This is a genomic window from Caballeronia sp. ATUFL_M2_KS44 (assembly GCF_023630965.1).
GTDB lineage: Bacteria > Pseudomonadota > Gammaproteobacteria > Burkholderiales > Burkholderiaceae > Caballeronia > Caballeronia concitans.
The window spans coordinates 1,300,279-1,324,662 of sequence record NZ_JALQEA010000006.1; the positions used below are offsets into that span (position 1 = coordinate 1,300,279).

Consider the following 24,384-nt stretch of genomic DNA (forward strand, 5'->3'; position numbering starts at 1 on the left):
TCGGCGGCGGCTGACGCGCTTCAAGCATCGCGCGCGCATGTAAAAAGCCCCGCGAAAGCGGGGCTTGGGCTTGGATGCGACGATGTTTTTGCGATCAGGAATCGCGCCAGTTGTCGTCGTTGCTGCCGAGGTCGATGCCGCCGCCGTTGTCGTTCCAGTCGTTCGAGCCGCTGCCGAAATCGAGGCCGCCCCCGCCGCCATTGTCGCCTAAGCCGTCCTTGCCGAAGTCGAAACCGCCGGCGCCGCCATCGTCGTTGCGACGCTCGACAGGCACGTCGCGCTCGATCACGCGATCGCGTCCATGCGAGAGCGCTTCGCCGAGCAGCACGCCGGTCAGCAGTCCGCCCATGCCGCCGCCGAACCCGCCGCCGCCTTGCTGAATGATGACGGGCGGCTGTTGCCCTTGTTGCGGATACGGCGCTTGCTGCGGATACGGCTGTTGCGGATTGCGCCCGAAGCGCTCGGCTTCCTGCGCGTACGGCGATTGACCCTGCATACCGGCTTGCGCCGCGTTCGCCGCATTGGGATCGGGCCGGCCTTCGGCGCGCGCCTTCAGGCTTTCAACCTGATTCTCGATGTCTTCGATGGCGTACGGCGGCACCGGATTCTTCGAATTCGACAGCGCCTCGACCATCTCGCGCAACTGCGTTTCCGTGCCTTCGACATCGCGCAGCAGCGCTTCGTGACCGGGCGCGGTGGACAGCTTTACATCGAGCTTGAGCGTGCGGATGTCGTTCAGCAACTCGGTCGCGCGCTTCATTTGCGCACGGCGATCGTCGTCGGCGCGGCCATCGTCGCGTGCACGGGCGCGCCTCAGGCCCCAGCGCAGCACGAGCGCGATCGCCGCGATCAGCACCGCGAGTCCGATCCACATGCCCATCGACGGGCCATGCGAGCGCGGCTCGGCCACTTGTCCCTGGTTGAACGGATTCTGCGCGACGGAGCCATTCGAACTGCGGTTCATCGACGAATTGCTCGACGAATTGCTCGACGAATTGCTCGACGAATTGCTCGACGAATTGGTCGACGGATTCGCCGTGGTGCTGGCGCGGCTCGCGTCGTTCCGGATGCGCGCTTCGGTCGATGCGAACCGCGTCGAGTCCGTGAAACTGAGCGACGGATCGATCGATTTGGCTTGCTGCAAATGCGAAAGCGCGTCGCTGTAGCGGCCTTCGCGATCCAGCACCTGCGCGTAGAGATAATGCGCGTGCGCGTTCTTCGGATGCGCTTCGAGCACTTCGTTCAACTGCGCATCGGCTTGCCGCCAGTTGCCCTGCGTCATCGATTGCTCGACCTGCTGCGCCGTCGGCACCGCGAACGCGAGCGGCGATGCGACGGACAGCGCGATCGACATCGATAAGGCAAGAGCCGTCAGAGTTTTTTTCATGAGCGGGCCGGACGCGATAAACGCCCGTCTCCTTTGTGGACCGGAACGGTCTGATCCGGTCCCATGCGGTTCATCGATTACCGTACCGACGCAAGACGGATACCCGCCGCGCCGGTCATCGCCCAATTACTGCGCGGGCGTGTTCATCTGCTTCTTCAGCGCTTCGAGCCGGTCTTCCACCGACGGACCGCGATTGAGCGCCGCCAGCTTGTCGTCGAGCGCCTTGCCGGATTTCTGATCGGCGGAATTCAGGCGCGCGTCCGAGCGGGCGTTGGAGAGCTGCACCTTGTCCTCGAGCTTCTGGAAGTCCTCGGACAGATTCTTTCCGCCGATGCCGCCGAGCGCCGTCGCCGCCGTGTCCTTGGCCTGCGCGATCTGCTGCTTCGCCTGAAGGATGTTCGAGCGCGCGTTGAGGTCGTTGCGGCGCTGGCGCATGTCGGCGATCTGCTGCTTCAAGTGGTCGACCGAAGGCACGAGGGTCAGCAGTTCGGCCGCGAGCGCGTCGCGCTCCGTTTCGGCGTTCGCTTGCGCCGCAAGCGCTTCGCGGGCGAGGCTTTCGTCGCCGGACTGCAGCGCGCGCTTTGCGCCGTCTTCGTACTTCTTCGCCTTGTCGGCGGCGGCGTCGCGCTTGCTTTGCTGCGTGGCGACCTGCGCCTCGATTTCGATCAGCGAGTTCTCCGCCTTGCCGATGCTGTCATCGAGTTCGCGCACGATCTGGCGCGCGTCGCGCGAAGGGTCCTGCATCGTGTCGGCGGCATCGTTCAACAGACCTTTGACGGTGCGCGAGATGGAATCGAAAAGCGACATGTATTTCTCCTTGATGAAACCGCTGCGTGCGTGACGCGGACGAACGCGCGTCACGCGTGATGCGTGGATGCGCGCGTCGAATGTGAGGCGCATCGAGCGGTATTGCAAGCCTGATGCGAGTCACGTTCGTGCGCGGGTTTACCCCGTCTATTAGAGCACGACGCGACTTAACTTGGACTTAAGCAAGGTTAAGGAGTGTAACGGCGCATGACCGCCTGCCGCGAAGGAAAGCAGCGCTGGAAAGCGCGCCGTTTTCAGCGGCCGTTGCGTTCGTCTCCGGTCAGCGATGTGTCTTCGCCGGCGCTCTCGGCGTCTTCGGCATCGACGGGATGCACGGGCTCAACGACGGTCGATACGGTCGGCGTTCGCATCGCGCGCTTGCTCGCATTGGCGGCGTCGCGCGCTTCACGTGCCGCGGCCTTGGCGGCGACGCTTCGCAGGGCGACATCGAGCGGATCGGGTGTCTTGGGCGCGCGAAGACGATCGACGATGCCGGCAACCTTGATCTGCTCGCTCGTCGCGTTGAAATTGAGCACCGCGCGGCGCATCAGCTCGCTCACGCTGATGCCGAGTTCGTCCGCGGTTCTGCTGATGGCGAGCTTCTGCGCGGGAGTCACGAATACAACGATGCGTTCTGTAGGCTTGGTCGTCATGAGCGGCTCGCAGACAGTAAGGCGATTGCAAACAACGCAAGCGCGGTCCTGATTATCGAAACGGCGTCACTTCTTTACGGCGGTCGTGCGAAGCAAAACGGCAGGCAAGACGTGCATCCATCATATCGGTTCGCGGGACCGCTGTGCGCGCTCGCCACCCCGTATTCCCATGCATATTACGGCGGGCTGGACAGTCCGTGCGCTCGATACGAAAAACACGTGCGATCAAGGAGTTGGCTATTTTCTCATAGGGTTGTCCACAAGGCTCTCAACACTTTCTGTGGGTAACCGCACGTTTTCCCTCAGCGGCCCGCGCGGGGCGCGCGGCGGCACTTACTTACAAAAAAATCCGCCACGTTTGGCAGCGACGTTTCTGAATTCTTTAAAATGCGCTGTTACCCTCGGTCGAAGCCGGTCCGCTTATCCGCTCGTCTCGTCTTTGCCGCGTTCGCATTCACGCTTCGGTCCGCGCATCGGTTAAGCGACGCACTGCGCGCTTTCAGGCGCGCTGAACCATCCCAGTCATGCCTATCATCAAACGTCCCGACTCTTCGAATTCATCGCGATACGATCGCGAGCCACGCTGGAACGACTCACGCAACGATTCGGGCGGAAACCGCGACGGCGGCGGCCGCAACGGCGGAAACGGCGGCAATGACCGCAACGACCGCAACGACCGCAACAATCGCGGCGGACGCAATGGCCGTGGCGGACGCGGCGGACGCTCGGTGTTCGGGCGCGTCGCGCTGTGGTTCGCGAGCCTCGCGGCGATCGCCGCCGTGGTCGGCGCGCTGATCGTCGGCTACGCGCTCGTCGTGATGGAGCCGAATCTGCCGTCGCTGAACGCGCTCATCGATTATCGGCCGAAGGTGCCGCTGCGCGTCTACACGGCCGATCACGTGCTGATCGGCGAATTCGGCGAGGAGCGCCGCAGCCTCGTGCGCTTTCAGGACATTCCCGATCAGATGAAAAAGGCGGTGCTCGCGATCGAGGACTATCGCTTTTACGATCACGGCGGCGTCGATTTCGTCGGCATTCTGCGCGCGGGCGTGACGGATCTGATGCACGGCGGCGCATCGCAGGGCGCGAGCACGATCACCATGCAGGTCGCGCGCAACTTCTTCCTCTCCAGCGAAAAGACTTACACGCGCAAGATCTACGAGATGCTGCTCGCGTACAAGATCGAGCGCGCGCTGACCAAGGACCAGATTCTCGAGTTGTACATGAACCAGATTTATCTGGGCGAGCGGGCGTACGGCTTTTCCGCTGCTGCGCGCGTGTATTTCGGCAAGGATCTGAAGGACATCACGCTCGCCGAAGCCGCGATGCTCGCGGGCCTGCCGAAAGCGCCGTCCGCGTATAACCCGGTGGTGAATCCGAAGCGCGCGAAGGTGCGTCAGCAGTACATCCTGAAGCGCATGATGGACCTCAACTTCATCACGCGCGATCAGTACGATCAGGCCATCGCCGAGGAGCTTCACACGAAGTCTTCGGGCACGGAATACGGCGTGCATGCCGAGTACGTCGCGGAAATGGTCCGGCAGATGATGTACGCGCAGTACAAGGAAGAAACCTACACGCGCGGCCTGACCGTCACGACGACGATCGATTCCGCCGATCAGGACGCCGCCTACCGCGCCGTGCGCAAGGGCGTGATGGACTACGAGCGACGCCACGGGTATCGCGGGCCGGAAGGGCATATCGATCTGCCGTCGGCATCAGATGACCGCGCCGAAGCCATCGAAGACGCGCTCGTCGATCATCCCGACAACGGCGATCTCGTCGCGGCCGTGGTGACGTCCGTGACGCCCAAGCAGGTGACGGCGCAGTTCGTCGGCGGCGAGACCGCGGCCATTTCCGGCGACGCATTGCGCTTCGTCGCGGCGGCGCTGCGCGGCAACGCATCGAAGGCGCTCGCGATCAAGCCGGGTTCCATCGTCCGCCTGACGAAGGACGCGAAGAACAACTGGCAGATCACGCAACTGCCGCAGGTGGAAGGCGCGCTCGTCTCGATGACGCCGCAGGACGGCGCGATCCGCGCGCTCATCGGCGGCTTCGACTTCAACAAGAACAAGTTCAATCACGTGACGCAGGCCTGGCGTCAGCCGGGGTCGAGCTTCAAGCCGTTCATCTATTCGGCGGCGCTCGACAAGGGGCTCGGACCGGCGACGATCATCAACGATGCGCCGCTGTACTTCCCCGCGCCGGCGGGCGGCGAGCCGTGGGAGCCGAAGGACGACGATCAGCCCGACGGCCCGATGTCGATGCGCGCCGGCCTGCAGAAGTCGAAGAACCTGGTGTCGATCCGCATTCTGTCGTACATCGGCACGAACTACGCGCAGGACTTCGTCACGCAGAAGTTCGGCTTCGACAAGGACAAGACGCCGCCGTATCTGCCGCTCGCGCTCGGCGCCGGGCTCGTGACGCCGCTGCAACTGAGCGGCGCGTATTCGGTGTTCGCGAACGGCGGCTATCGCATCAATCCGTATCTGATCGCGCAGGTCGCCGATGCGCGCGGCACCGTCATTTCGCAAGCCGATCCGCTCACGGCGGGCAGCAACGCGCCGCAGACGCTCGATCCGCGCAACGCATATGTGATGAACAGTCTGCTGCATACGGTGGCCACGTCCGGCACCGGCGCGGGCACCAATGTGCTGAAGCGCAACGACCTGCAGGGCAAGACCGGCACGACCAACGACGCGAAGGACGGCTGGTTCGCCGGCTATCAACGTCAGCTCGTGGCGGTCGCGTGGATGGGCTACGACCAGCCGAAGTCGCTCGGCAGCAAGGAATTCGGCGCGCAGCTCGCGTTGCCGATCTGGGTCGAGTACATGGGACGCGCGTTGCGCGGCATTCCGCAACAGCAGATGCCGATGCCCGACGGCATCACGACCGTCGACGGCGAGCTGTTCTACGCGGACCATACGCCGGGCGCGGGCTTCGTCGCGAGCATCGGCCTCGACAACAGCAATCCGATGGCCGGCGATTCGACCACGACAGGCGGCGTAGGTCCGGCGGGCATGCAGGCGCCGCCGGTGCCGCAAGTGACCAACGACGAGCGCCGCCAGATCATGGACATGTTCAACAAGCCGTGACGTGACCGAAGCATCGAGCGCATGAAAAAAAGCGCGCCGGGCGTCTTTCGACCCCGGCGCGCTTTGCTTGATGGCGATGCGTGCTCGCGTTACTTGCCGAGCGTCGCTGCCGATTTCACCGCGCAATCCACCTTGACCGTGCTCTTGTCGGCGAAGGTGAGCGTGAGCGGAATCGTCGAGCCGACTTTCACGGACGTGCCCGGCTCCTCGAGCATCAGGTGATAGCCCTTCGGCGCGAAGGCGAGCGTGCCGTGCGCGGGGACATCGACGCTATCGACGGCGGACATCGTCGCCGTGCCGCCCTTGTTTTCCGACTTGTGCATCATCGCCATGTTGAAGGCGGGCGTGTCGGCGGCGGTGAGCGTCGCGGGTTTGTCGCCGTTGTTGGCGACCACGAAGTAGCCCGACGACGGCAGATTCGGCGGCATCGCGCGAACCCAGCAGTCGCGCGCTTCGAGCGTGGCCGCGTGGGCGGCGCAGACGTACGGCAGAACAGACGCGCACGCGAGCGCGCCTGCGATGACAGCGGTTTTTTTCATTGCGGCCTCACTTGACCGTGAAGTTGTAGTGACCTTGCGTGCGATGGCCGTCGGCGGCAACCGCCGTCCACTGCACTTTATAGAGGCCCGGCGCAAGCATGCCGAGCGCGACGCTCATGTGCTTCTTGTCGTTCGTATCGACGACGGATTTCTCGGTGTTGACCTGCGTGCCGTGGGCGTCGGTGACGAGCATCGAGCTGAACGTGGGTTCGAGCGCTTCGCCGAATACGATCGACGCTTCGTGCGGCGCGCTGACCGTCGCGCCGGGGCCGGGCTGCTGCATTTTGGGCAGCGCGTGAGCGAACGCGAGTTGCGCGGACGCGATGAGCCCGAACGCGAGCGCGCCGCGCAATGCGGATTTGAACGTCATGGTGTGTCCTTTCGTGATGCGTGATGACGCAGCGCTTCAACGTCGTTCTATGCGACGTATCGGCGTGCGGAGCGTGAAGCGGATCAGGCGAGGGCGGGCGGCGCGCGAGGCTGCGCGTCGTCGAAGCGGATGCGATGCTCGGCGCTGGCGGCATCGATCGCGCTGAACGATGCGCGCCGCATGTGTATCGACGCGAACGCCTGCGGGAAGATGGGCGGCGTGGGCGCGTGCGCCAAGAGATCGCAATAGCCGCAGGCCGCGAGATGGGGCAACGCGTGGTCATCGGCATGCGATGACGGCGCGGTCCGTTCGATGCCCGATGCGCATACCGAAGCGAGGGCATCGATGCGCTTGGCGTTCAGCCATTGCGACGCGGCGGGCGCGAGCGAGAGCATGAGCATCGCGCACAGGGCGACGATCCCGCTCACTCTACTCATGATTCCCCGCTGCAGACGCTGCATGCCGCGCTCTTGATGCCGATGATGATTGTTGGTCCCGCCGATTATGCCACGCGCCCTATAGCGCTTTCGCGATGGAGCGCATGAGCGAGCGAGACGCTCCGACGCAGTACGTTGCGCTGGCTCATGCAGAAAGATTCAACTAATCGTTGCGCATGTCTGCCCGATGTCCTATAATCTTTTCTTCGACGGACGCGGGGTGGAGCAGTCTGGCAGCTCGTCGGGCTCATAACCCGAAGGTCGTAGGTTCAAATCCTACCCCCGCAACCAAGCATTCAAGGGGTTACAGGTTCTTGCCTGTAACCCCTTTCTGTTTTCCGGCGTCGGAACGCAAAGCAAAGTAAGCAAAGCACTGAAAAACGATTAGCGATCCTATTAAAAAATTGGATCAGCCACAGTGCTTCCCGCCCGTGTCAAAATCTCCCATCGCCTTCAACCGATTCCAAGCCACGCAAACGGAGCCGCCCCCGATGGACATTCCGCACGACCTTCAGGCTATCGCGCATCAGGAAAACACGCTCGTGTTCCCGCAGTTCCACGCCGAACACGCATGGCAACTCGGGTCGCAATTGCGCGAAATGGCGCTGGCACGCAGCGCCGCCATCGCGGTCGACGTTCGCACGTTCGGGCAGCGGCTTTTCTTCGCCGCGCTCGACGGCGCCACGCCCGACAACGCGCGCTGGGCCGAACGCAAGTCGAAGACGGTCGAGCACTTCCGCCGCAGCTCGTATGCCGTCGGCCTCACGCTGCAACAGTCGGGCGCGACGCTCGCCGACAAGTTCGGTCTCGATCCCGCCCAGTACGCCGCACACGGCGGGGCGTTCCCGATTCGCGTCGCGAATGCGGGCGTGATCGGCTCGGTCGCGGTGTCGGGGCTGCCGCAGCGCAGCGATCACGAAATGGTCGTCGAAGCGCTGTGCGCCGTCCTCGGCCAGAGCTTCGCCGCGCTCGCGCTCGACCGTCACTGATCCGCGCGAGCGACGCCTCGCTCACCGAGCAAAGCGTCGCTTACTTGCAGCGAATGATCATCGAGCGATTCTTCACGTTCGCCGATATCACATTGCTGATGCCGCCGCCCGTGGGGCCGCCTTCCTCGTTGTCCTTCGACACGATGTCGTAGCCCGTCGCGCCGCACGCCTTGCCGGCGAGCACGTAGCAGCTCGCCCAGCTCGATCCCGCGTCGGCGCCGCTGCAGTTCACCGCGTAGCCCGTCTGTCCATCGGGCAGATTGATGAGCGATGCATCGTTCGACGATGCACACGCGCCAAGTCCCGACACGACAACCGCAGCCGCGCCCAGCATGACCGCGCGCGCGCCGTGAAACGCATTCAAAAGAGCGGAAGGTCGGCGCGCGCGCCGATCGGATTGCTTCATCTTTACCTCGTGATGTCTGACTGTGCGATGCGACGACACTCGAAACGAAAGCCGGTCGTCGGCACGCATTTTTGAGATGCGCATTGTCCCATACGCGGCACGCACGGCGCGGGCGCGCCCCTTGCGAGAAGCCGTGCAGGACGCGAGAGAGCCGTCCGGCAGACCGGAAGGCATCCCTATGCGATGAACTATTTGCCGAATCAAACGCCTTAATCGATTCGAGATCGGTTTGAATTGCACTCGCGCCGCAGTCACGCACGACATGACCCAACGCAAAGGAGGCAAGAACAATGGCGGAAAGAGTCACGGGGCCGTATCGAGGCTATTACATCAGCGCATCGGCGCGGCTCGTTCAGACGCACGACGCCGAAGGCGACCAACCCGGCGCAGGCATCTATGTCGGTTCGGTGAGCCTCGGGCAGGACGGACCGGACAATGCGCGCCACTTCGAGGCGCTCGTCGACCTGGGCCCCGCGCGACGCTTCGCCACCGAGCAGGAAGCGCTCGCGCACGTCGAGCGGGCGGCGCGCGATTACATCGACCGATTGCTGCAATCGACATGATGCGAGCCATCCATCTGCGCCACGCCGTGCTCTACGACATTGCGAACTGTCTCGTCGATCTCTTTCCGAGCGGCGCGGACATCGCCGAGATCGGCGGCGACCCGACGCCCGCGCTCTTCGTGAGCTGGCGCACGGGCGGCGTGGCGAATCATGCGGGCAATATCGCGTGGGGCGTTCATTACCGCTTCGATGCCCGCGTGCTGCGGGACTATCCGCATCTGTCCAACGATGCGCGCGAACGCGTCTGCCAGCGTGTGCGCGAATTGAGCCGTTACCTCGACTTCAACTATGCCGATCCGCGTGCAAGCTCGCTGCTCGTCGTGGACGTGGAAGAAGACGTGCTCGACGCATGACGCACGCTGGACCCGGCGGCGCATGCGCGAGTACCATGGTCGCCCGGATCGGTTCGTGCGTGCGCTGACGAGCCTTCTTTCGCAGTTATCGAGCGAAAAAGATGCCGAGCAACGAGACAATCATGGACATTCGTTTTCTTCCCGACGCGCCGGATTATCGCGATTCCAATCTGACGGTCGAATTCGCCGCGCTCGTCGATGGCCGGCGCGTGCCGTGCGCCATTTCCGTCGAGGCGCTCGAAGACCACTTCGGCGCGCAAACCTACGACAGCGCCGGCTGGATCGACGCGTTCGATGCCGGCCGCACGCGCATCGAAGCAGTGGCGCGAGAGCATCTGCAAGTGACGAACGGCATGCCCGTGCTTCTGAAAAGCGGGCACTTTCCGCCTGGCCGCGTCACTGTCGAATAAGAGGCGCGCCTTTCCTCTTATTCCGTCTTACAAGCAAGCGATGTAAGTCCTTCAACGCTGGCATGCGACGTCACGCGCGCCTGTGAATTGCGTCCTTTCGCCCGCCCGCGCCTCGGAGTAACATCATCACATTCTGCCGCACGCGATGCGATTCGCTCGGCATATAACTTGCTCCCGCCGAAAGGCTATAGAGAGCAATCCATTATAAAAATCGCGCGGGGTCGTATGCTTCAATCCTTTCTTCACTCGCTCGTCGAGTCCAACGCACTTTGGCTCATCTGGGCGGCCGTCGGCGTCCTGATTCTTGGCTTCTGCATTCTGTTCGCTTCGGTCGTGCTGGGCGACTCGGACGAGCCGCTTTATCACGCGGGCCCGGCCTCGCGCAGGGATGACGACGGATCGATGATCGTCTGAGCGGCGTCGCTGATCGCGGCATCGCCGCCGCCCGATTTCAAAATTGACTTGCAAAGTGGCGGTGCCGACAATGCCTCGCATGGGTCTCGATGAAGAGCGGACACGCCGATTGCGCCTGCATACGCAGCAGCAGCGCGACGCGTTGCGTGAGCGCATACTCGAAGTCTCGCGTGGCATCGTGAGGAACGAGGGCATCGCGTCGCTTTCCATGCGCAAGCTGGCCGACGCGATCGACTACTCGCCCGCGGCGCTCTATCTTCATTTCAGAAGCCGTGGGGAAATTGCGCGAGCGTTGCGCGAAGAAGGACATGCGCAACTGCGCGCGTCTTTCGTGCCGCACGCGCGCATCGCGGATGCCGCCGCGCGCCTGAAAGCGCTGGGCCGCGCGTATGTGGCGTTCGGCCTCGGCGAGCCGGAGATGTATCGGCTAATGTTCATGGAGACGGCCGATGCAACCGGCTGCCGCGATGACGCAAGCATGCTTTCGGTGTTCGCCGATACGTTCGCCGCGTTGCGCGCGGCCGATCCGGCTGCGTGCGCGCAGGCGTTATGGGCGAACTTGCACGGCATCGTCGCGCTCGAACTGAGCGGCGCGGCGCCGCCGGGCGCGCCGGTCGCGGCGCTCGTCGAGTTGTCGCTCGATGCGTGGCTCGCCGCTGGCTCAGGTGATTGACCGACAGAACGTTCCGACTCTCAACACGATGACCACTGAAGACATCCGTATCGACACCGCCAACGGCATCGGCTTCATTGCGCTCGACCGTCCGAAGGCGCTCAACGCGCTGACGCCGCCGATGCTGCGCGCGATCAGCGAAGCGTTGCGGGCATGGCGTCACGACCAGGCGATCCGCGCCGTCGTGATCTACAGCCCGCACGCGCGCGCGTTCTGCGCGGGCGGCGATATCCGCTTTCTGTACGACGCGGCGACCGCGGGCGACCGCGACGCCATCGACGCATTCTTCACCGACGAATACAAGCTCAACCACGCCATCTTCACGTTCCCGAAGCCGTACGTCGCGGTGGTGAACGGCGTCGTGATGGGCGGCGGCATGGGCATATCGCAGGGCGCGCATCACACGGGCGGGCTGCGCATCGTCACGCAGTCCACGAAGATGGCCATGCCGGAGACGCGCATCGGGCTCTTTCCGGATGTCGGCGTGAGCTGGTTTCTCGCGCGCGCACCGGGCGCGATCGGCCGCTATCTGGCGGCGACGGGCGCGAGCATGGGCGCCGCCGATGCGCTCTACGCCCGCATGGCCGACGCCTATCTCGACGACGGCGCGCTGCCCGGGCTGATCGAATCGCTGCGGCATCAGCGCTTTCTGGATGGCGTGGACATCATGCGCTTCGTCGAAAACGAGACGACGAAGTACAAGGTGTCGCCGATCCCCGACGCCAGCGCGCTCGCCGAAGCGCGCACGTTCATCGACAAGCATTTCGCGGCGGGTAACGGCGCGGCGATCCTGGCCTCGCTCGATCGCGAAGCGGATGCGTCCGGCAACGACTGGGCGCGCGCCACGGCGGCGGAGTTGCGCGAACGCTCGCCGCTTTCCGTCGATGTATCGCTTCAGCAGGTGGATCGCGCGCGCTTCTCGACGATGGCCGAAACGCTGCGCCGCGATCTCGATCTCACGCGCTCGGCGTTTGCGCGCGGCGACGTGGTGGAGGGCATCCGGGCGCGCATCGTCGACAAGGACAATCAGCCGGCCTGGAGAATCGCGCGGGCGGAAGATGTCGAGACGAACGAGGTCGAGCGAATGTTCGACAGCGCGTGGACGCCGGCGACGCATCCGCTGCGGCTGCTGAAAGACTGACGCGCGGCGCGGGCCGGCGCCCGCGTAGTCGATGCGTTAGCGCGCTTCGCCGCGCGCCATGAACGCGCGCATGAAGACGAGCGCGCCCCAGCCCCAGATGGCGTTCGCGATGAAGTTCGGCGCGAGGCGCGGCAGCATGTTGCCGGCCGGCCAGATGCCGCGCGCGGGATCGATCACGAACGCGCTCACCGCCGTCAGCACGATGCCGCCGAACACGAGCGCGCCGATCCACGGTGCGCGGTTCTCGGGCGCGACGCGCAGCAGCCAGGCCATCAGAATGGCGATGACGGCGCTCCAAAGCGCATTGGCGATGAATTCGGGGATGCCGAGCGGCAGGAACGGCGCGGTGGAGAAGCCGGCCGTATCGATGAGGCCGGCTGCGTGCAGAAGCGCGTACGTCGATTCACGAAAGAACAGCGCGGCGAGAAATCCGGAAACTAACGGCAGTATGAGTTTTTGCATGGGCTGGACCGCGTGCGGGCGGGACCGCGGCTCGCTCGGTTATCGTGACGAGCGCCATTATAGGGGCGCGCGTGGGCCAGCCGGTGCCGTTGCCTTTACTTCGCGATGGCGTCGCTCGCGGGACTGTTGTGCAGCATGCGGTCGCTGTTCGGCGGCGGATTCGGGCGCTTGACCGGCATGTTGTCCGGATTTTGCGGACGCGTCGCGCTCGCGGCGGGCGAACCTGGCGCGCCGGGCGGCTTGACCATCGATGCGTTATCGTCGGGGCGCGCGGCCTGCGTGCCTTGGGCCTGCGCGACGAAAGCGGCGCAGAAAAAGGCGCAGAAGAGGGCGCTTGCCGCGATCAGTCGTTTCGTCATGGTCAGTCTCCTCGGACACCGTCGATGCTCGGTGACGTAAGTGTGACAAGCGTTTGCATCGAAGATTCGCTCATCACCGCAATGGATGCGCCCGCCGACCGATTCGCGCCGCTGCGGTAAAATGGTCGATTCGTCGCCGCCCGCTCAATCCGCCCAAAAGCCATGTCAGCCGTGCCCAAGATCAGCCCCCGCCGCGTGTCCGTCGCCCCGATGATGGACTGGACGGATCGTCATTGCCGTTCGCTGCATCGGCTGGTGTCGCGCAATGCGTGGCTTTACACCGAAATGGTGACGACGGGCGCGCTGCTTTACGGCGACGTCGCGCGGCATCTCGCGTTCACGCCCGACGAAGCGCCGGTCGCGCTGCAACTCGGCGGCAGCGAGCCCGAGGATCTGGCGAAGAGCGCGAAGCTCGGCGAGCAATGGGGCTACGACGAGATCAACCTGAATTGCGGATGCCCGTCCGAGCGCGTGCAGCGCGGCGCGTTCGGCGCGTGCCTGATGAAGGAACCGAAGCTCGTCGCGGACTGCGTGAAGGCCATGCGCGATGCAGTGTCGATTCCGGTGACGGTCAAGCATCGCATCGGCGTCGATGCGGTCGAAGATTATGCGTTCGTGCGCGATTTCGTCGGCACGGTGGCGGACGCCGGGTGCGAGGTGTTCATCGTCCATGCCCGCAACGCCATTCTGAAGGGCCTGAGCCCGAAGGAAAATCGCGAAATTCCGCCGCTCAAGTACGAGTACGCGTATCAACTCAAGCGCGATTTTCCGCACCTGGAAATCTCGATCAACGGCGGCATCAAGACGCTCGATGAAGTGGAAGAGCATCTGAAGCACGTCGATGCCGTGATGCTCGGGCGCGAGGCGTATCACAATCCTTACGTGCTCGCGGGCGTGGACACGCGCTTCTATGGCGCGACGACGCCGGTTCCGACGCGCGAGGAAATCGAGGCGGAATTGATCGAGTATGCGCGGGCGGAAATCGCGCGCGGAACGTATCTCGGCGCGGTGACGCGGCATGCGCTGGGGCTGTATCGCGGTGTCGCGGGTGCGCGGGGATGGCGGCGGGTGCTGTCCGATAGCAAGCGGCTCGCGAAGGGCGATCTCGGCATCTTCGACGAGGCGCGCAGTCATTTGCGCGATGGCGTGGAGGCGGTCGAGGCTTGAGCGGCGCGGGGAACGCGGACCGCAAAAAAATGCTCGAAAGGGCTAGGCAAGCGGAAACTCAGTTCGTATAATCTCGCTTCTCGATCGGCAGGCAATTTCGCTGAACCGAGAACGCAGTAAAACAGATGTCAGTGGTGGCTGTAGCTCAGTTGGTAGAGTCCAGGATTGTGATTCCTGTCGTCGTGGGTTCGAGTCCCATCAGCCACCCCAAGAATTCATGCAAAAAGCCCAGTCTCGGACTGGGCTTTTTGCTTTTCTGCGGCGCAAAAAGAAGCGCATCACGCAAGCGCGCCGCAGCACGGCGGACGTGCTAGCATCGTCAGACCACCACCCCACAACGACGACCATGGAGGCAGCTATGGCTACTTTGGCGATCGACGGCGTGCGCTGGGTCAACGACCGCGTGACCAACGTGCGCTGGGGCAGTTTCGATTCCGCCAGAAACGAATGGGCGGCTCCCACCAGCATCGTGGATGTCCGGCAAGTCGTGGACGCCATCAAGAGCGGCAAGGAAGTCCGCACGCTCTTCACCCTCGGCGGACGAACGTTTCTCGGACCCAAAGTCAGCGCCTTGCCTTACGCGAACGGCCACGTCGGCATCGAGGCGCGCGTGCAGGACGGGCAAATCGAAAAATCGCTCGAAGATTTGCCGCCCGTCTGACCGGCAACACTTGGGCGAGCTGCGGAGAAAATGCGTTGAATCGGGAACAGGCGCTCAGGTTCGAAACCGAATTCGTGCCGCGCATCGCCGAAAGCGTCACGCGGCAGATCGGTCGCGGGTTGCGCATCGACATCGTGCCGAACGAACATCCGCGCGCGCCCACGCGACTGCACATCACTGCGGCGCCGCATGACAACGCCGAGCGGGCGCGTCAATATCCGTTCGATCTGAACGTGTTCCTCACCTGGGACGACGACGAAATCGTGCGCCTGCTACTCCCCGACGGCGAGGCGCGCTTTCAGCGATATCTGGATTCGCTCGCCGCGAAGTTCGCCGCATGGGAAGGCGCGCGCGAGGTGGATTTCGTCACGCGCTCGCAGGCGGAGGCGTCCGTGCTGTTCGGCGGTCTCGACTTCGAGCCTTGAGCGTCGGGACGCGTCGCCGGCTTCGAAGGCATCACGAACTGGGAGATGAAGATGGCATCGTCGAATGAAGGCAAGCTGCGCGCGTTCGTGCAGACGGCGGAACAGGCGGGCGGCTTCGTGTGGGTCCTCACGCTCGTCGATTTCGCGGCGCAGGAAGTGAAGCGCGCGATGGTCTCGGAAGAAAACTTCGCCACCGCCGATGCCGCCCGCGACGCCGGCAACGACCGTCTCAAGGCGATGTCGAACGACCGCTGACGTCCTTCTCTCCGATTCCGGCTGAATGCCCGCGCACGGCTTCGCGCCGCGCGTGGAGCGTCATGCGCGCGACGCGCATCCACGACGATGACCGACAACGACAATAACGAGCACCATCCGCGCGCCGCACGAGAAGCCCGCTTTCGCCGCTACGAAGCCGCGGGCGAAGCATCGATCCGCGCCGATCTCGACGAAGCCCCCGAAGCCGATTCCGCCGATTCCGCCGATCCCGAAACTGCGTCCAAGCGCGCCTGGCTGCGCACGAAGGACGCCGCGCGGCAGGACGAACAGTTCCGGGCGATGTTCGCATCGGTGTCGTCGGCGAACGATGCGGCGCAATTGGCCCGCGATTCCGCGCAGGCATCGCGCCGCTCGGCGTTCTGGACCATGATCGCGGCGCTCGCGGCGACGGCCGGCGTCATCCTCAACGCGGCGATCGCGCTCGGATGGCTCGACTGGCTCAGGCGCTAAAGCGTTAGAACGACCACCACGCGCGCACGCTCGGCTCGCCTTCGAGCGCGCGCAGGAAGTCGTCGGCGAAGGCGTCGCTCGCGGCTTTCCATTCGGGCGTGCCGTTGGGCAGATCGTTGGGATTCTTGAGTCCGCGCGCATGGCGGATGACGGCGACCGCTTCGCTCATCGCGGCGATCGACTCCAGATTTTGCATGTTCATACCGTGTCTTACGGCACGAAACGCGCAAGGTTTAGCGCCGTGAATCGCTTTCCTTGCGATGCCCCGACACCAGCGCGCCCGCATCTTTCGGCAGCCCGATCAGATCGATCACGCCGATCAGCCCCACGAATCCGACGATCAGGAACGCGACGCCGAAGTCTTCCGGCGCGATTGAATGGGCGTCGTGTCCGTGCAGCCATTCGCCGATACGCAGCGCAATCGCGCCGACCGCGACGCCGACGCCCATCGTCATCTGAAACAGCGTGCTGGAGAGCGCCGACGCGCCGCTCATCTGCGCTTTCGGGACATCGGCGAAACTGAGCGTGTTGAGCGCCGTGAACTGCAGCGAGCGCGAGAGGCCGCTCGCGAACAGCACGGCGACGATCACGAGCTTGGGCGTCGATGGCGCGAGCAGGCTCATCGCGGCCAGGGAGAGCGCCGCGATCACGCCGTTGACGATCAGCACCGACCGGAACCCGAATCGCCGCATGACGGGCGTGGTGACGACTTTCATCGACAGATTGCCCGCGAAAACGGCGAGCGTGAGCAGGCCCGAATCGAACGCGTTCATGCCGAAGCCGACCTGGAACATCAGCGGCAGCAGAAACGGCGCCGCGCTGATCGCGATTCGAAAGAGCGAGCCGCCGCCCATCGCCACGGCGAAGGTCTTCACCTCGAGCGCGGAAAGTTCGACGACCGGCTGCGTCGCGCGCCGCAAATGCCGCCACGACGCGACGCCCGCCGCCACGCCCACCGCGACGAGCCCGCCCACGAGCGGCCACGACGCGTCGTTGCGGCCGACGAGTTCCATCGCGTAGAGCAGCGTCACGCACGCGACGCCGCACAGCATGAAGCCGACGAAATCGAAGCGGCGTTTCGCGTCCTCGCGCACGTTGTCGACATAGCGCAGCGTGAGCAACAGGCCGATGAGACCGAGCGGCACGTTGAGATAGAAGATCCATCGCCAGGACGAATACGTCGTGATGAATCCGCCGAGCGGCGGCCCGATGACCGGCGCGACGAGTCCCGGCCACGTGATGATCGCGATTGCGCGCATGAGGCCGTCCTTCGGCGTCGCGCGCAGCACGGCGAGGCGTCCGACCGGCACCATCATCGCGCCGCCGATGCCCTGCAGCACGCGCGCCGCCGCGAACGCGGGCAATGTCGATGTCGTCGCGCACAGCACGGACGCCGCCGTGAACACGGCAATGGCGCTGCCGAACACGGTGCGCAGGCCGAAGCGGTCGGCGGCCCATCCGCTGATCGGGATGAACACCGCGAGCGTGAGCAGATACGCCGTGATGCCGAGGCTCATGTCGGCCGGATGCACGCCGAACGAGCGCGCCATCTGCGGCAGCGCGGTCGCGATGATGGTGCCGTCGAGGTTCTCCATGAAGAACGTCGCGGCGACGAGCATGACGATGATCGAGGAACCGCGTTTCGCGCGCTCGGGTTCGCTGGAAGCAGTAGATGAAGACATCGGTCTGATCGCGTGAGACGCGTGAGCGTCAAGGTATCCGAAAGCCTGGCAGCCGTTGCTGCGCGGCTCGTCGAAGCGAAAGCGCAAGGCGAGGCACGCCATTCTATCCGCGGGAGCAGACCTTGCACGCCTATGGTAGTTTCTGCCGTTGGTCGGCAATGTCTGCCGCGGACAGTTCGCCAGAAGGCGTCAATACAAGTCAATACAAGGAACGGAACGATGAAGTATCGGAAACTGGGCGATTCGGGCGTCGACGTGAGTCTGATCGGGCTCGGCACCATGACCTGGGGCGAGCAGAACACCGAGCGCGAAGCGCACGAACAGATCGACTACGCGCTCGCGCAAGGCGTCAATCTGATCGATGCCGCCGAAATGTACCCGGTGCCGCCGCGCCCCGAAACGCAGGGCCGCACGGAAGAACACATCGGCACGTGGCTCGCGAAAAACGCGGGCAAGCGCGGCGATATCGTGCTGGCGACGAAGATCGCCGGACCCGCGCGCCAGCCGCACAATCCGCGTCACATTCGCGGCGCGGGCAATCAGTTCGACCGCAAGAACATCAACGAGGCGATCGACAGCAGCCTGAAGCGCCTGCAGACGGATTACGTCGATCTGTATCAACTGCACTGGCCCGATCGCAGCACGATGACGTTCGGCCGCCCGGCGTATCCGTATGTCGACGACGAATACACGGTGCCGATCGAAGAAACGCTCGCCGCGCTCGGCGACCTCGTGAAGGCGGGGAAGATCCGCTATGTGGGCGTGTCGAACGAAACGCCGTGGGGAGTCGCGCAATTCCTGCGCGCGGCGGAAAAGGCGGGGCTGCCGCGCATCGTCAGCATTCAGAATCCGTATAGCCTCGTGAATCGCACGTTCGAAACCGGGCTGTCCGAATTCACGCACAAGGAAGGCGTCGGGCTGCTCGCGTATTCGCCGCTCGCGTTCGGCTGGCTCTCGGGCAAGTACGAAGGCGGCGCACGTCCGGCGGGCGCGCGCATCACGCTGTTCGAGCGATTCCAGCGCTACAGCAAGCCGCAGGCGATCGCCGCGATCACGTCCTACGTCGAACTCGCGAAGCGCCACGGCCTCACGCCGACGCAGCTCGCGCTCGCGTTCGTCAACACGCGGCCGTTCACGACGAGCACGCTGATCGGCGCGACGTCGATGGCGCAGTTGCAGGAGAATATCGCGAGCGTGGACATCGAACTGTCCGATGAAATACTCGCCGAAATCGATGCGCTGCACGAGCGTCAGCCGAATCCCGCGCCGTGAATCGGCTGGCGCGTGCGCGATTCGGGTGACCGCGCCGCGAATGTGTCAGCATGGAAGGGTTGCCGGGCGATGCGTCGCGACGACATCGCCCGGCGGTATAACCGGAACGCGCAAACATCGCGCGCGCCGTTTCGTTCCAGTCTGCCGAACCCGAAAGCCGCCGCTTATGACGCGCTTTCCGTCTGATTCGCGTGCGATGCCGCCGAAAGGCGTGTAAGGCACCGCACTTGCTCGATGGTCCTGGTTGCCCGCTGCGGCGCCTCTCGCCACAGCGCGCTCTTCGCAAAAGGAGTCGTCGCTCATGTCTCAAGCAACGCCGCAATCCCAAGATCTGGATCGCCTGACGATCGACACGATCCGCACGCTCTCGATGGACGCCGTGCAGAAGGCCAATTCCGGCCACCCCGGCACGCCGATGGCGCTCGCGCCCGTCGCGTTCCATCTCTGGCAGAACCATCTTCGCTACGATCCCGACGCGCCGCTGTGGCCCAATCGCGACCGCTTCGTGCTGTCGGTCGGGCATGCGTCGATGCTGCTGTATTCGCTGCTGCATCTCGCGGGCGTGAAGGAAGTCGACGAGGACGGCAAGCCGACCGGAAAGCCCGCCGTGTCGATCGACGACATCAAGCAGTTCCGCCAGCTCGACAGCAAGACGCCCGGTCACCCCGAATATCGCATGACGACGGGCGTGGAAACCACGACCGGCCCGCTCGGGCAAGGTCTCGGCAACAGCGTCGGCATGGCGATGGCCGCGCGCTGGAAGGAAGCGCACTTCAACAAGCCGGACGCGGCGCTCTTCGATTACCGCGTGTACGCGCTCTGCGGCGACGGCGACATGATGGAAGGCATTTCGCACGAGGCGGCGTCGATGGCGGGGCATCTGAAGCTGTCGAATCTCATCTGGATCTACGACAGCAACCGCGTGACGATCGAAGGCCACACGGATCTCGCTTATAGCGACGACGTCGAATCGCGCTTTCGCGGCTACAACTGGAACACGCTGCATGTCGACGACGCCAACGACGCCGCCGCGCTCGAAGCCGCGATCAACGAAGCGAAGGCCACGACCGACAGGCCGACGCTGATCGTGGTGAAGAGCATCATCGGCTGGGGCGCGCCGAACAAGCAGGACACGGCGGGCGCGCACGGCGAGCCGCTCGGCGACGAGGAAATCAAGCTCGCGAAGAAGTTCTACGGCTGGCCGGAAGACGCGCAATTCCTCGTCCCCGACGGCGTGATGCAGCATTTCGCCGACGGCATGGGCGCGCGCGGCAAGGCGGTGCACGCGGAGTGGAAGCAGCGTTTCGACACGTACGAGAAAGCCAATCCGGAACTCGCGAAAGAAGCGTGGCTGATGCTCGAAAACAAGCTGCCCGACGGCTGGGACGCGGACATTCCCACGTTCGACGCGGACGAAAAGGGCATCGCGACGCGCGAATCGTCGGGCAAGGTGCTGAACGCGATCGCGCAGCGCGTTCCGTGGATGCTCGGCGGCGCGGCGGACCTCTCGCCATCGACGAAAACGAATCTCAAGTTCGAAGGCGCGGGCAGCTTCGAGCACGACAACTACGGCGGGCGCAATCTGCATTTCGGCATCCGCGAGCACGGCATGGGCGCGATCGCGAACGGCCTCGCGCTGTCGGGCTTGCGGCCTTTTGCATCGACGTTCCTGATTTTCAGCGACTACATGAAGCCGCCGATCCGCCTCTCGGCCATCATGGAAGTGCCGGTGATCTACGTGTTCACGCACGATTCGATCGGCGTCGGCGAAGACGGTCCGACGCATCAGCCGATCGAGCAGCTCGCGTCGCTGCGCGGCGTGCCCGGCCTGACGACGCTGCGCCCCGCCGATGCCAACGAAGTGAGCGAAGCGTGGCGCGTGGCGCTGTCGCATTCGAAGGAGCCGTCGTGCATCGTCGTGACGCGCCAGCCGCTGCCGACGTTCGACCGCACGAAGTACGCGTCGGCGGAAGGCGTGCGGCGCGGCGCGTACGTGCTCGCCGATGCCCCCGACGGCAAGCAGCCCGAAGTGCTGCTGCTCGCGACGGGCAGCGAAGTGTCGCTGTGCGTCGAGGCGTACGAAAAGCTGAAGAGCGAAGGCATCGCGGCGCGCGTGGTGTCGATGCCGTCGTGGGACATCTTCGAGAAGCAGGACGAGGCGTACAAGGAATCCGTGCTGCCGACCGGCGTGCACGCGCGCGTGGCCGTCGAACAGGCGGCGACGCTCGGCTGGGACCGCTACACCGGGCGTCTCGGCGCGCAGATCGTGATGCATACCTTCGGCGCGTCGGCTCCGCTCAAGGCGCTCAAGACCAAGTTCGGCTTCACGCTGGAAGGCGTCTACGAAGCCGCGAAGAAGCAGATCGAGCGCGTCAAGGCCAACGGCAAGGAGTGAGCACACCATGCAGATCGGCATCGTTGGACTGGGGCGCATGGGCGGCAACATCGGCCGGCGTTTGATGCGCGGCGGGCACGAATGCGTCGTCTACGACCACAACCCGCAGGCGACCGACGCGCTTGCAGCCGAAGGCGCGACCGGCTCGCAGAATCTGGGCGATCTCGTATCGAAGCTGGCCGCGCCGCGCGTGATCTGGCTGATGTTGCCGGCCGGCAAGATCACCGAGGACACGCTGAACGATCTCCACCCAATCCTGCAGGCGGACGACGTGGTGATCGACGGCGGCAACAGCTTCTACAAGGACGATATCCGCCGCGCCGCGCGGTTTCGCGAGCAGGGCGTGCATTACGTCGATGTCGGCACGTCGGGCGGCATCTGGGGACTGGAGCGCGGCTATTGCATGATGATCGGCGGCGACGAAGCGGTCGTGCGACGGATCGATCCGATTCTCGCGACGCTCGCGCCCGGACGCGGCGACATTCCCGAAACGCCGGGCCGCGAAGGACGCGATCCGCGCGTCGAGAACGGCTACATGCATTGCGGCGCGGTCGGGTCGGGGCACTTCGTGAAGATGGTGCACAACGGCATCGAATACGGGCTGATGCAGGCGTATGCGGAGGGCTTTCATATCCTCAGGCACAAGGAGTCGGCGGAACTGCCGGAGAACGAGCGCTATACGCTCGATCTCGCGGATATCGCGGAAGTGTGGCGGCGGGGCAGCGTCGTGTCGTCGTGGCTGCTGGACCTGACGGCGGGGGCGCTCGCCAGCGACGCGGGCCTCGAACGATTCTCCACGGAGGTGGCCGACAGCGGCGAAGGGCGCTGGACGATCGAAGCGGCCATCGAGGAAGCGGTGCCGGCGCAAGTGCTGTCGGCGGCGCTTTACACGCGCTTCCGCTCGCGCGACGCCGACATGTTCCCCGAGCGGATGCTGTCCGCTATGCGCTTCGGATTCGGCGGGCACAAGGAGTTTCCGGTGAAGTAAGCGCGTGCGTTTGACGACGAACGGCGATGAAGGCCCATCGCCGTTATTCATTTCATGATGCGCCGCCTGAAAAGCCACGCGCACGCGAAAAACGGCAGCACCGTATAGGCGATCAGCACGCCCAGATGCAGCGCAATGCCATCGGGCGCGCGGCCGAGCATCGCCGGTCGAATCAGCTCGACCGCGTGAAAGAGCGGCAGCGCCTGCGTCGCGTGCAATGCGAGCGCGGGCAGTTGCGTCACCGGAAAGAACACGCCGGAGAGCAGAAGCATCGGCGTGAGCGCGAGCGTCTGATAGAACATGAAGAAGTCATAGCTCGGCGCGATGGCGGTGACGATCATCGCCGTGCTCGCGAACGCCAGCCCCGTCAGCACGATGACCGGCAGCGCGAGCAGCATCGACGGAAAACTCGCGTAGCCGAGCGCGCCCGCGACCAGCATGATCGCCGCGCCCGAAAGCACCGACTTGCTCGCGGCCCACACGATTTCGCCCAGCACGATATCGCCGAGCGTGAGCGGCGTGTGCATGATCGCTTCCCACGTGCGCTGCACCTGCATGCGCGAAAAGCCGGAGTACATCGCCTCGAAGCTCGCGGACATCATCACGCTCGACGCCACCGTGCCCGCCGCGAGAAACGCGATATACGAGACGCCGTCGACGTGCCCGACCATCAGCCCGAGACCGAGGCCCAGGCCGAAGAGGTAGATCATCGGATCGGCGAGATTGCCGATCATCGACGCTACCGCGAGCTTCTTCCACACGAGATAGTTGCGCCGCCAGACCGACATCCAGTGCGTGGCGTTGGCGGGCAGGGCGGTCGCGAACGGCGCGAGGTTGTCCGCCTTGCCGCGAGGCTTGTTTGCCCGGACGCCCGATTGGTCGAAAGTTTCCATCGTTTTTCAATCCACCATTTCGCGCCCGGTCAGGCGCAGGAACACGTCTTCCAGATTCGCCGGACGATGCAGATAGCGCACGTCCGCGCGGCCCTTCACGCGCGCATGCACCGGCTGCGGATCGTCGACATAGCAAAAAAGCGTCTCGCCGCTCACTTCGATACGCTCCACGAGCGGCGCCAGCTCGGCCGCGAGCGCGCGCGTGTCCGGTCCGTAAATCTCGATGACATCCGAGCCGATCACCGACGCGATCAGACCGTGCGGCCGGCCCTCCGCGATCTTGCGTCCTTCCTCGATCACGCACAGGCGGTCGCACAGGCGCTCGGCTTCTTCCATGAAATGCGTCGTGAGCAGGATGGTCTTGCCGCGCGCAAGCAATGAACGCAGACGCTCCCAGATCAGATGCCGCGCTTGCGGATCGAGGCCGGTGGTCGGCTCGTCCATCACGAGCACGTCGGGATCGTTGACGAGCGCGCGCGCGAGCGTCAGCCGCCGCTTCATGCCGCCCGACAATTCGCCGACGCGCGCATCCGCCTTGTTTTCGAGCCGCGCGAACTCCAGCAGCGACGGCACCAGCGCGTCCATCCGCGCGCCCGTCAGCCCGAAATAGCGGCCGAAAACCAGCAGGTTTTCGCGCACGGTGAAATCGGGATCCAGATTGTCGAACTGCGGCACGACGCCGACGCGCTGCCGGGCAAAGCGCGCGCGGGACGGCACCGGTTCGCCGACGAGCCGGATCGTCCCACTATCCGGCGACGTGATGCCGAGCAGCATCTTGAGCGTCGTCGTCTTGCCCGCGCCGTTCGGCCCGAGCAGCCCGAAACATTCGCCTGGGCGCACGTCGAACGAGAGTCCGTCGACGACGTTCTTCGCGCCGTAGTGTTTTCTGACTTCGCTGAATTCGATCGCGGGCGCGGCTTGATCTTCGATTGCGAGGGTTGTCATGCATGAAGCCTGGAAGAGGAATCCAGCGGGCTAGTGTAATGCAATGCACCAGCGCGGCGCTTTGCGTGCAACGGCATGCGGCGCGCGCGAGTCAAACGAGTGCCGGCGAGCGGACGCGTGATCCGGGCGAATCCGGGGAAGCCTTGTGCGCCGGGCCGCGGCGGTATCTGGC

Annotated in this window: 28 protein-coding genes, 2 tRNA genes and 1 pseudogene; 18 read left to right on the top strand and 13 right to left on the bottom strand. The window is 64.6% G+C overall.

Annotated elements, in window-relative coordinates; genetic code table 11:
- Window positions 1–94: 94 nt before the first annotated feature.
- The 3 genes and pseudogenes from NCR39_RS06245 to NCR39_RS06255 all read right to left on the bottom strand — a co-directional run.
- The gene (locus NCR39_RS06245) at window positions 95–1,387 is read right to left on the bottom strand and encodes a tetratricopeptide repeat protein (protein WP_250451333.1); all 1,293 of its coding nucleotides are present in this window, start codon (window positions 1,385–1,387) and stop codon (window positions 95–97) included.
- A gap of 126 nt (window positions 1,388–1,513) precedes the next feature.
- Window positions 1,514–2,194 carry a PspA/IM30 family protein gene (locus NCR39_RS06250; RefSeq protein ID WP_250451334.1) on the bottom strand — a complete coding sequence of 227 codons (681 nt, stop codon included), beginning with the start codon at window positions 2,192–2,194 and terminating at the stop codon, window positions 1,514–1,516.
- 425 nt (window positions 2,195–2,619) lie between these two features.
- Window positions 2,620–2,847 (bottom strand): annotated as a pseudogene (locus tag NCR39_RS06255) (plasmid mobilization protein); the annotation flags it as partial.
- Between the two features lie 524 nt (window positions 2,848–3,371).
- Here NCR39_RS06255 and NCR39_RS06260 point away from each other — a divergent pair.
- Window positions 3,372–5,942 (top strand): penicillin-binding protein 1A, encoded by a 2,571-nt coding sequence (locus NCR39_RS06260; protein WP_250451335.1) that lies wholly within the window; start codon window positions 3,372–3,374, stop codon window positions 5,940–5,942.
- An 89-nt stretch (window positions 5,943–6,031) separates the two neighbouring features.
- Here NCR39_RS06260 and NCR39_RS06265 read toward each other — a convergent pair whose 3' ends face one another.
- The 3 genes from NCR39_RS06265 to NCR39_RS06275 form a co-directional block, all read right to left on the bottom strand.
- Window positions 6,032–6,481, bottom strand: a complete 450-nt coding sequence (locus NCR39_RS06265; RefSeq protein WP_250451336.1) for a copper chaperone PCu(A)C — start codon at window positions 6,479–6,481, stop codon at window positions 6,032–6,034.
- Between the two features lie 7 nt (window positions 6,482–6,488).
- Window positions 6,489–6,851: a copper resistance CopC family protein gene (locus NCR39_RS06270; RefSeq protein WP_250451338.1), complete on the bottom strand. Its 363-nt coding sequence runs from the start codon at window positions 6,849–6,851 to the stop codon at window positions 6,489–6,491.
- 83 nt (window positions 6,852–6,934) lie between these two features.
- Window positions 6,935–7,288: a DUF2946 domain-containing protein gene (locus NCR39_RS06275; protein ID WP_250451339.1), complete on the bottom strand. Its 354-nt coding sequence runs from the start codon at window positions 7,286–7,288 to the stop codon at window positions 6,935–6,937.
- A 214-nt stretch (window positions 7,289–7,502) separates the two neighbouring features.
- Between NCR39_RS06275 and NCR39_RS06280 the strand changes: the two genes are divergently transcribed.
- Window positions 7,503–7,579, top strand: a tRNA-Met gene (locus NCR39_RS06280).
- Window positions 7,580–7,779: 200 nt separating this feature from the next.
- Window positions 7,780–8,277: a heme-degrading domain-containing protein gene (locus NCR39_RS06285; RefSeq protein ID WP_250451340.1), complete on the top strand. Its 498-nt coding sequence runs from the start codon at window positions 7,780–7,782 to the stop codon at window positions 8,275–8,277.
- 40 nt (window positions 8,278–8,317) lie between these two features.
- Here NCR39_RS06285 and NCR39_RS06290 read toward each other — a convergent pair whose 3' ends face one another.
- The gene (locus tag NCR39_RS06290; protein ID WP_250451341.1) at window positions 8,318–8,683 is read right to left on the bottom strand and encodes a hypothetical protein; all 366 of its coding nucleotides are present in this window, start codon (window positions 8,681–8,683) and stop codon (window positions 8,318–8,320) included.
- A 290-nt stretch (window positions 8,684–8,973) separates the two neighbouring features.
- Between NCR39_RS06290 and NCR39_RS06295 the strand changes: the two genes are divergently transcribed.
- From NCR39_RS06295 to NCR39_RS06320, 6 genes are all read left to right on the top strand, one after another.
- Window positions 8,974–9,246 (top strand): hypothetical protein, encoded by a 273-nt coding sequence (locus NCR39_RS06295; protein ID WP_250451342.1) that lies wholly within the window; start codon window positions 8,974–8,976, stop codon window positions 9,244–9,246.
- The gene (locus NCR39_RS06300) at window positions 9,243–9,599 is read left to right on the top strand and encodes a hypothetical protein (RefSeq protein ID WP_250451343.1); all 357 of its coding nucleotides are present in this window, start codon (window positions 9,243–9,245) and stop codon (window positions 9,597–9,599) included. The genes NCR39_RS06295 and NCR39_RS06300 overlap by 4 nt, the downstream gene beginning before the upstream one ends.
- A 122-nt stretch (window positions 9,600–9,721) precedes the next feature.
- Window positions 9,722–10,009, top strand: a complete 288-nt coding sequence (locus tag NCR39_RS06305) for a DUF1488 family protein (RefSeq protein WP_250451344.1) — start codon at window positions 9,722–9,724, stop codon at window positions 10,007–10,009.
- Between the two features lie 225 nt (window positions 10,010–10,234).
- Window positions 10,235–10,423, top strand: a complete 189-nt coding sequence (locus tag NCR39_RS06310) for a hypothetical protein (RefSeq protein ID WP_040049448.1) — start codon at window positions 10,235–10,237, stop codon at window positions 10,421–10,423.
- A 70-nt stretch (window positions 10,424–10,493) separates the two neighbouring features.
- Window positions 10,494–11,096 (top strand): TetR/AcrR family transcriptional regulator, encoded by a 603-nt coding sequence (locus NCR39_RS06315; protein ID WP_350029657.1) that lies wholly within the window; start codon window positions 10,494–10,496, stop codon window positions 11,094–11,096.
- A 28-nt stretch (window positions 11,097–11,124) separates the two neighbouring features.
- Entirely contained in the window at window positions 11,125–12,237 is a 1,113-nt protein-coding gene (locus tag NCR39_RS06320; protein ID WP_250451345.1) for an enoyl-CoA hydratase/isomerase family protein, read from the top strand.
- Between the two features lie 36 nt (window positions 12,238–12,273).
- On the opposite strand, the gene NCR39_RS06325 is transcribed toward NCR39_RS06320, so the two are convergent.
- Complete coding sequence (locus NCR39_RS06325) at window positions 12,274–12,699, bottom strand: hypothetical protein (protein WP_250451346.1); 426 nt, start codon at window positions 12,697–12,699, stop codon at window positions 12,274–12,276.
- A gap of 95 nt (window positions 12,700–12,794) precedes the next feature.
- Window positions 12,795–13,058, bottom strand: a complete 264-nt coding sequence (locus tag NCR39_RS06330) for a hypothetical protein (RefSeq protein WP_250451347.1) — start codon at window positions 13,056–13,058, stop codon at window positions 12,795–12,797.
- 162 nt (window positions 13,059–13,220) lie between these two features.
- Here NCR39_RS06330 and dusA point away from each other — a divergent pair, with 162 nt between their 5' ends.
- The 6 genes from dusA to NCR39_RS06360 all read left to right on the top strand — a co-directional run bounded on the left by dusA (window position 13,221) and on the right by NCR39_RS06360 (window position 16,037).
- On the top strand, window positions 13,221–14,225 hold the full coding sequence (gene dusA / locus NCR39_RS06335) for a tRNA dihydrouridine(20/20a) synthase DusA (RefSeq protein ID WP_250451349.1): 1,005 nt from the start codon (window positions 13,221–13,223) through the stop codon (window positions 14,223–14,225).
- Window positions 14,226–14,359: 134 nt separating this feature from the next.
- Window positions 14,360–14,435 (top strand) — tRNA-His (locus tag NCR39_RS06340).
- Window positions 14,436–14,583: 148 nt separating this feature from the next.
- Entirely contained in the window at window positions 14,584–14,886 is a 303-nt protein-coding gene (locus tag NCR39_RS06345) for a thioredoxin domain-containing protein (protein WP_250451351.1), read from the top strand.
- A gap of 35 nt (window positions 14,887–14,921) precedes the next feature.
- A complete protein-coding gene (locus tag NCR39_RS06350; RefSeq protein WP_250451353.1) occupies window positions 14,922–15,311 on the top strand; it encodes a DUF5594 family protein in 390 nt (129 codons plus the stop codon).
- Window positions 15,312–15,362: 51 nt separating this feature from the next.
- On the top strand, window positions 15,363–15,566 hold the full coding sequence (locus tag NCR39_RS06355) for a hypothetical protein (RefSeq protein ID WP_040049546.1): 204 nt from the start codon (window positions 15,363–15,365) through the stop codon (window positions 15,564–15,566).
- Window positions 15,567–15,653: 87 nt separating this feature from the next.
- A complete protein-coding gene (locus NCR39_RS06360; RefSeq protein WP_250451355.1) occupies window positions 15,654–16,037 on the top strand; it encodes a hypothetical protein in 384 nt (127 codons plus the stop codon).
- Window positions 16,038–16,041: 4 nt separating this feature from the next.
- On the opposite strand, the gene NCR39_RS06365 is transcribed toward NCR39_RS06360, so the two are convergent.
- Complete coding sequence (locus NCR39_RS06365; RefSeq protein WP_250451357.1) at window positions 16,042–16,233, bottom strand: hypothetical protein; 192 nt, start codon at window positions 16,231–16,233, stop codon at window positions 16,042–16,044.
- 37 nt (window positions 16,234–16,270) lie between these two features.
- Window positions 16,271–17,719 (bottom strand): MFS transporter, encoded by a 1,449-nt coding sequence (locus NCR39_RS06370; RefSeq protein ID WP_250451358.1) that lies wholly within the window; start codon window positions 17,717–17,719, stop codon window positions 16,271–16,273.
- 219 nt (window positions 17,720–17,938) lie between these two features.
- On the opposite strand from NCR39_RS06370, the gene NCR39_RS06375 reads away from it, so the two are divergent.
- The 3 genes from NCR39_RS06375 to gnd all read left to right on the top strand — a co-directional run bounded on the left by NCR39_RS06375 (window position 17,939) and on the right by gnd (window position 22,374).
- Window positions 17,939–18,991 (top strand): NADP(H)-dependent aldo-keto reductase, encoded by a 1,053-nt coding sequence (locus tag NCR39_RS06375; RefSeq protein ID WP_250451359.1) that lies wholly within the window; start codon window positions 17,939–17,941, stop codon window positions 18,989–18,991.
- A gap of 301 nt (window positions 18,992–19,292) precedes the next feature.
- Window positions 19,293–21,386, top strand: coding sequence for a transketolase (tkt, locus tag NCR39_RS06380; RefSeq protein WP_250451360.1), 2,094 nt, complete (start codon window positions 19,293–19,295; stop codon window positions 21,384–21,386).
- Between the two features lie 7 nt (window positions 21,387–21,393).
- Window positions 21,394–22,374: a phosphogluconate dehydrogenase (NAD(+)-dependent, decarboxylating) gene (gene gnd, locus NCR39_RS06385; RefSeq protein ID WP_250451361.1), complete on the top strand. Its 981-nt coding sequence runs from the start codon at window positions 21,394–21,396 to the stop codon at window positions 22,372–22,374.
- A 47-nt stretch (window positions 22,375–22,421) separates the two neighbouring features.
- On the opposite strand, the gene NCR39_RS06390 is transcribed toward gnd, so the two are convergent.
- Entirely contained in the window at window positions 22,422–23,267 is an 846-nt protein-coding gene (locus tag NCR39_RS06390) for an ABC transporter permease (RefSeq protein ID WP_284507089.1), read from the bottom strand.
- Between the two features lie 6 nt (window positions 23,268–23,273).
- A complete protein-coding gene (gene nodI, locus NCR39_RS06395; RefSeq protein WP_250451362.1) occupies window positions 23,274–24,212 on the bottom strand; it encodes a nodulation factor ABC transporter ATP-binding protein NodI in 939 nt (312 codons plus the stop codon).
- Between the last annotated feature and the right edge of the window lie 172 nt (window positions 24,213–24,384).

What these genes read in the sequence shown, in the direction of transcription:
- NCR39_RS06245 (WP_250451333.1), bottom strand. Translation starts at nt 1,387, where the DNA reads ATGAAAAAAACTCTGACGGCTCTTGCCTTATCGATGTCGATCGCGCTG.
- NCR39_RS06250 (WP_250451334.1), bottom strand. Translation starts at nt 2,194, where the DNA reads ATGTCGCTTTTCGATTCCATCTCGCGCACCGTCAAAGGTCTGTTGAAC.
- NCR39_RS06260 (WP_250451335.1), top strand. Translation starts at nt 3,372, where the DNA reads ATGCCTATCATCAAACGTCCCGACTCTTCGAATTCATCGCGATACGAT.
- NCR39_RS06265 (WP_250451336.1), bottom strand. Translation starts at nt 6,481, where the DNA reads ATGAAAAAAACCGCTGTCATCGCAGGCGCGCTCGCGTGCGCGTCTGTT.
- NCR39_RS06270 (WP_250451338.1), bottom strand. Translation starts at nt 6,851, where the DNA reads ATGACGTTCAAATCCGCATTGCGCGGCGCGCTCGCGTTCGGGCTCATC.
- NCR39_RS06275 (WP_250451339.1), bottom strand. Translation starts at nt 7,288, where the DNA reads ATGAGTAGAGTGAGCGGGATCGTCGCCCTGTGCGCGATGCTCATGCTC.
- NCR39_RS06285 (WP_250451340.1), top strand. Translation starts at nt 7,780, where the DNA reads ATGGACATTCCGCACGACCTTCAGGCTATCGCGCATCAGGAAAACACG.
- NCR39_RS06290 (WP_250451341.1), bottom strand. Translation starts at nt 8,683, where the DNA reads ATGAAGCAATCCGATCGGCGCGCGCGCCGACCTTCCGCTCTTTTGAAT.
- NCR39_RS06295 (WP_250451342.1), top strand. Translation starts at nt 8,974, where the DNA reads ATGGCGGAAAGAGTCACGGGGCCGTATCGAGGCTATTACATCAGCGCA.
- NCR39_RS06300 (WP_250451343.1), top strand. Translation starts at nt 9,243, where the DNA reads ATGATGCGAGCCATCCATCTGCGCCACGCCGTGCTCTACGACATTGCG.
- NCR39_RS06305 (WP_250451344.1), top strand. Translation starts at nt 9,722, where the DNA reads ATGGACATTCGTTTTCTTCCCGACGCGCCGGATTATCGCGATTCCAAT.
- NCR39_RS06310 (WP_040049448.1), top strand. Translation starts at nt 10,235, where the DNA reads ATGCTTCAATCCTTTCTTCACTCGCTCGTCGAGTCCAACGCACTTTGG.
- NCR39_RS06315 (WP_350029657.1), top strand. Translation starts at nt 10,494, where the DNA reads ATGCCTCGCATGGGTCTCGATGAAGAGCGGACACGCCGATTGCGCCTG.
- NCR39_RS06320 (WP_250451345.1), top strand. Translation starts at nt 11,125, where the DNA reads ATGACCACTGAAGACATCCGTATCGACACCGCCAACGGCATCGGCTTC.
- NCR39_RS06325 (WP_250451346.1), bottom strand. Translation starts at nt 12,699, where the DNA reads ATGCAAAAACTCATACTGCCGTTAGTTTCCGGATTTCTCGCCGCGCTG.
- NCR39_RS06330 (WP_250451347.1), bottom strand. Translation starts at nt 13,058, where the DNA reads ATGACGAAACGACTGATCGCGGCAAGCGCCCTCTTCTGCGCCTTTTTC.
- dusA (WP_250451349.1), top strand. Translation starts at nt 13,221, where the DNA reads ATGTCAGCCGTGCCCAAGATCAGCCCCCGCCGCGTGTCCGTCGCCCCG.
- NCR39_RS06345 (WP_250451351.1), top strand. Translation starts at nt 14,584, where the DNA reads ATGGCTACTTTGGCGATCGACGGCGTGCGCTGGGTCAACGACCGCGTG.
- NCR39_RS06355 (WP_040049546.1), top strand. Translation starts at nt 15,363, where the DNA reads ATGGCATCGTCGAATGAAGGCAAGCTGCGCGCGTTCGTGCAGACGGCG.
- NCR39_RS06360 (WP_250451355.1), top strand. Translation starts at nt 15,654, where the DNA reads ATGACCGACAACGACAATAACGAGCACCATCCGCGCGCCGCACGAGAA.
- NCR39_RS06365 (WP_250451357.1), bottom strand. Translation starts at nt 16,233, where the DNA reads ATGCAAAATCTGGAGTCGATCGCCGCGATGAGCGAAGCGGTCGCCGTC.
- NCR39_RS06370 (WP_250451358.1), bottom strand. Translation starts at nt 17,719, where the DNA reads ATGTCTTCATCTACTGCTTCCAGCGAACCCGAGCGCGCGAAACGCGGT.
- NCR39_RS06375 (WP_250451359.1), top strand. Translation starts at nt 17,939, where the DNA reads ATGAAGTATCGGAAACTGGGCGATTCGGGCGTCGACGTGAGTCTGATC.
- tkt (WP_250451360.1), top strand. Translation starts at nt 19,293, where the DNA reads ATGTCTCAAGCAACGCCGCAATCCCAAGATCTGGATCGCCTGACGATC.
- gnd (WP_250451361.1), top strand. Translation starts at nt 21,394, where the DNA reads ATGCAGATCGGCATCGTTGGACTGGGGCGCATGGGCGGCAACATCGGC.
- NCR39_RS06390 (WP_284507089.1), bottom strand. Translation starts at nt 23,267, where the DNA reads ATGGAAACTTTCGACCAATCGGGCGTCCGGGCAAACAAGCCTCGCGGC.
- nodI (WP_250451362.1), bottom strand. Translation starts at nt 24,212, where the DNA reads ATGACAACCCTCGCAATCGAAGATCAAGCCGCGCCCGCGATCGAATTC.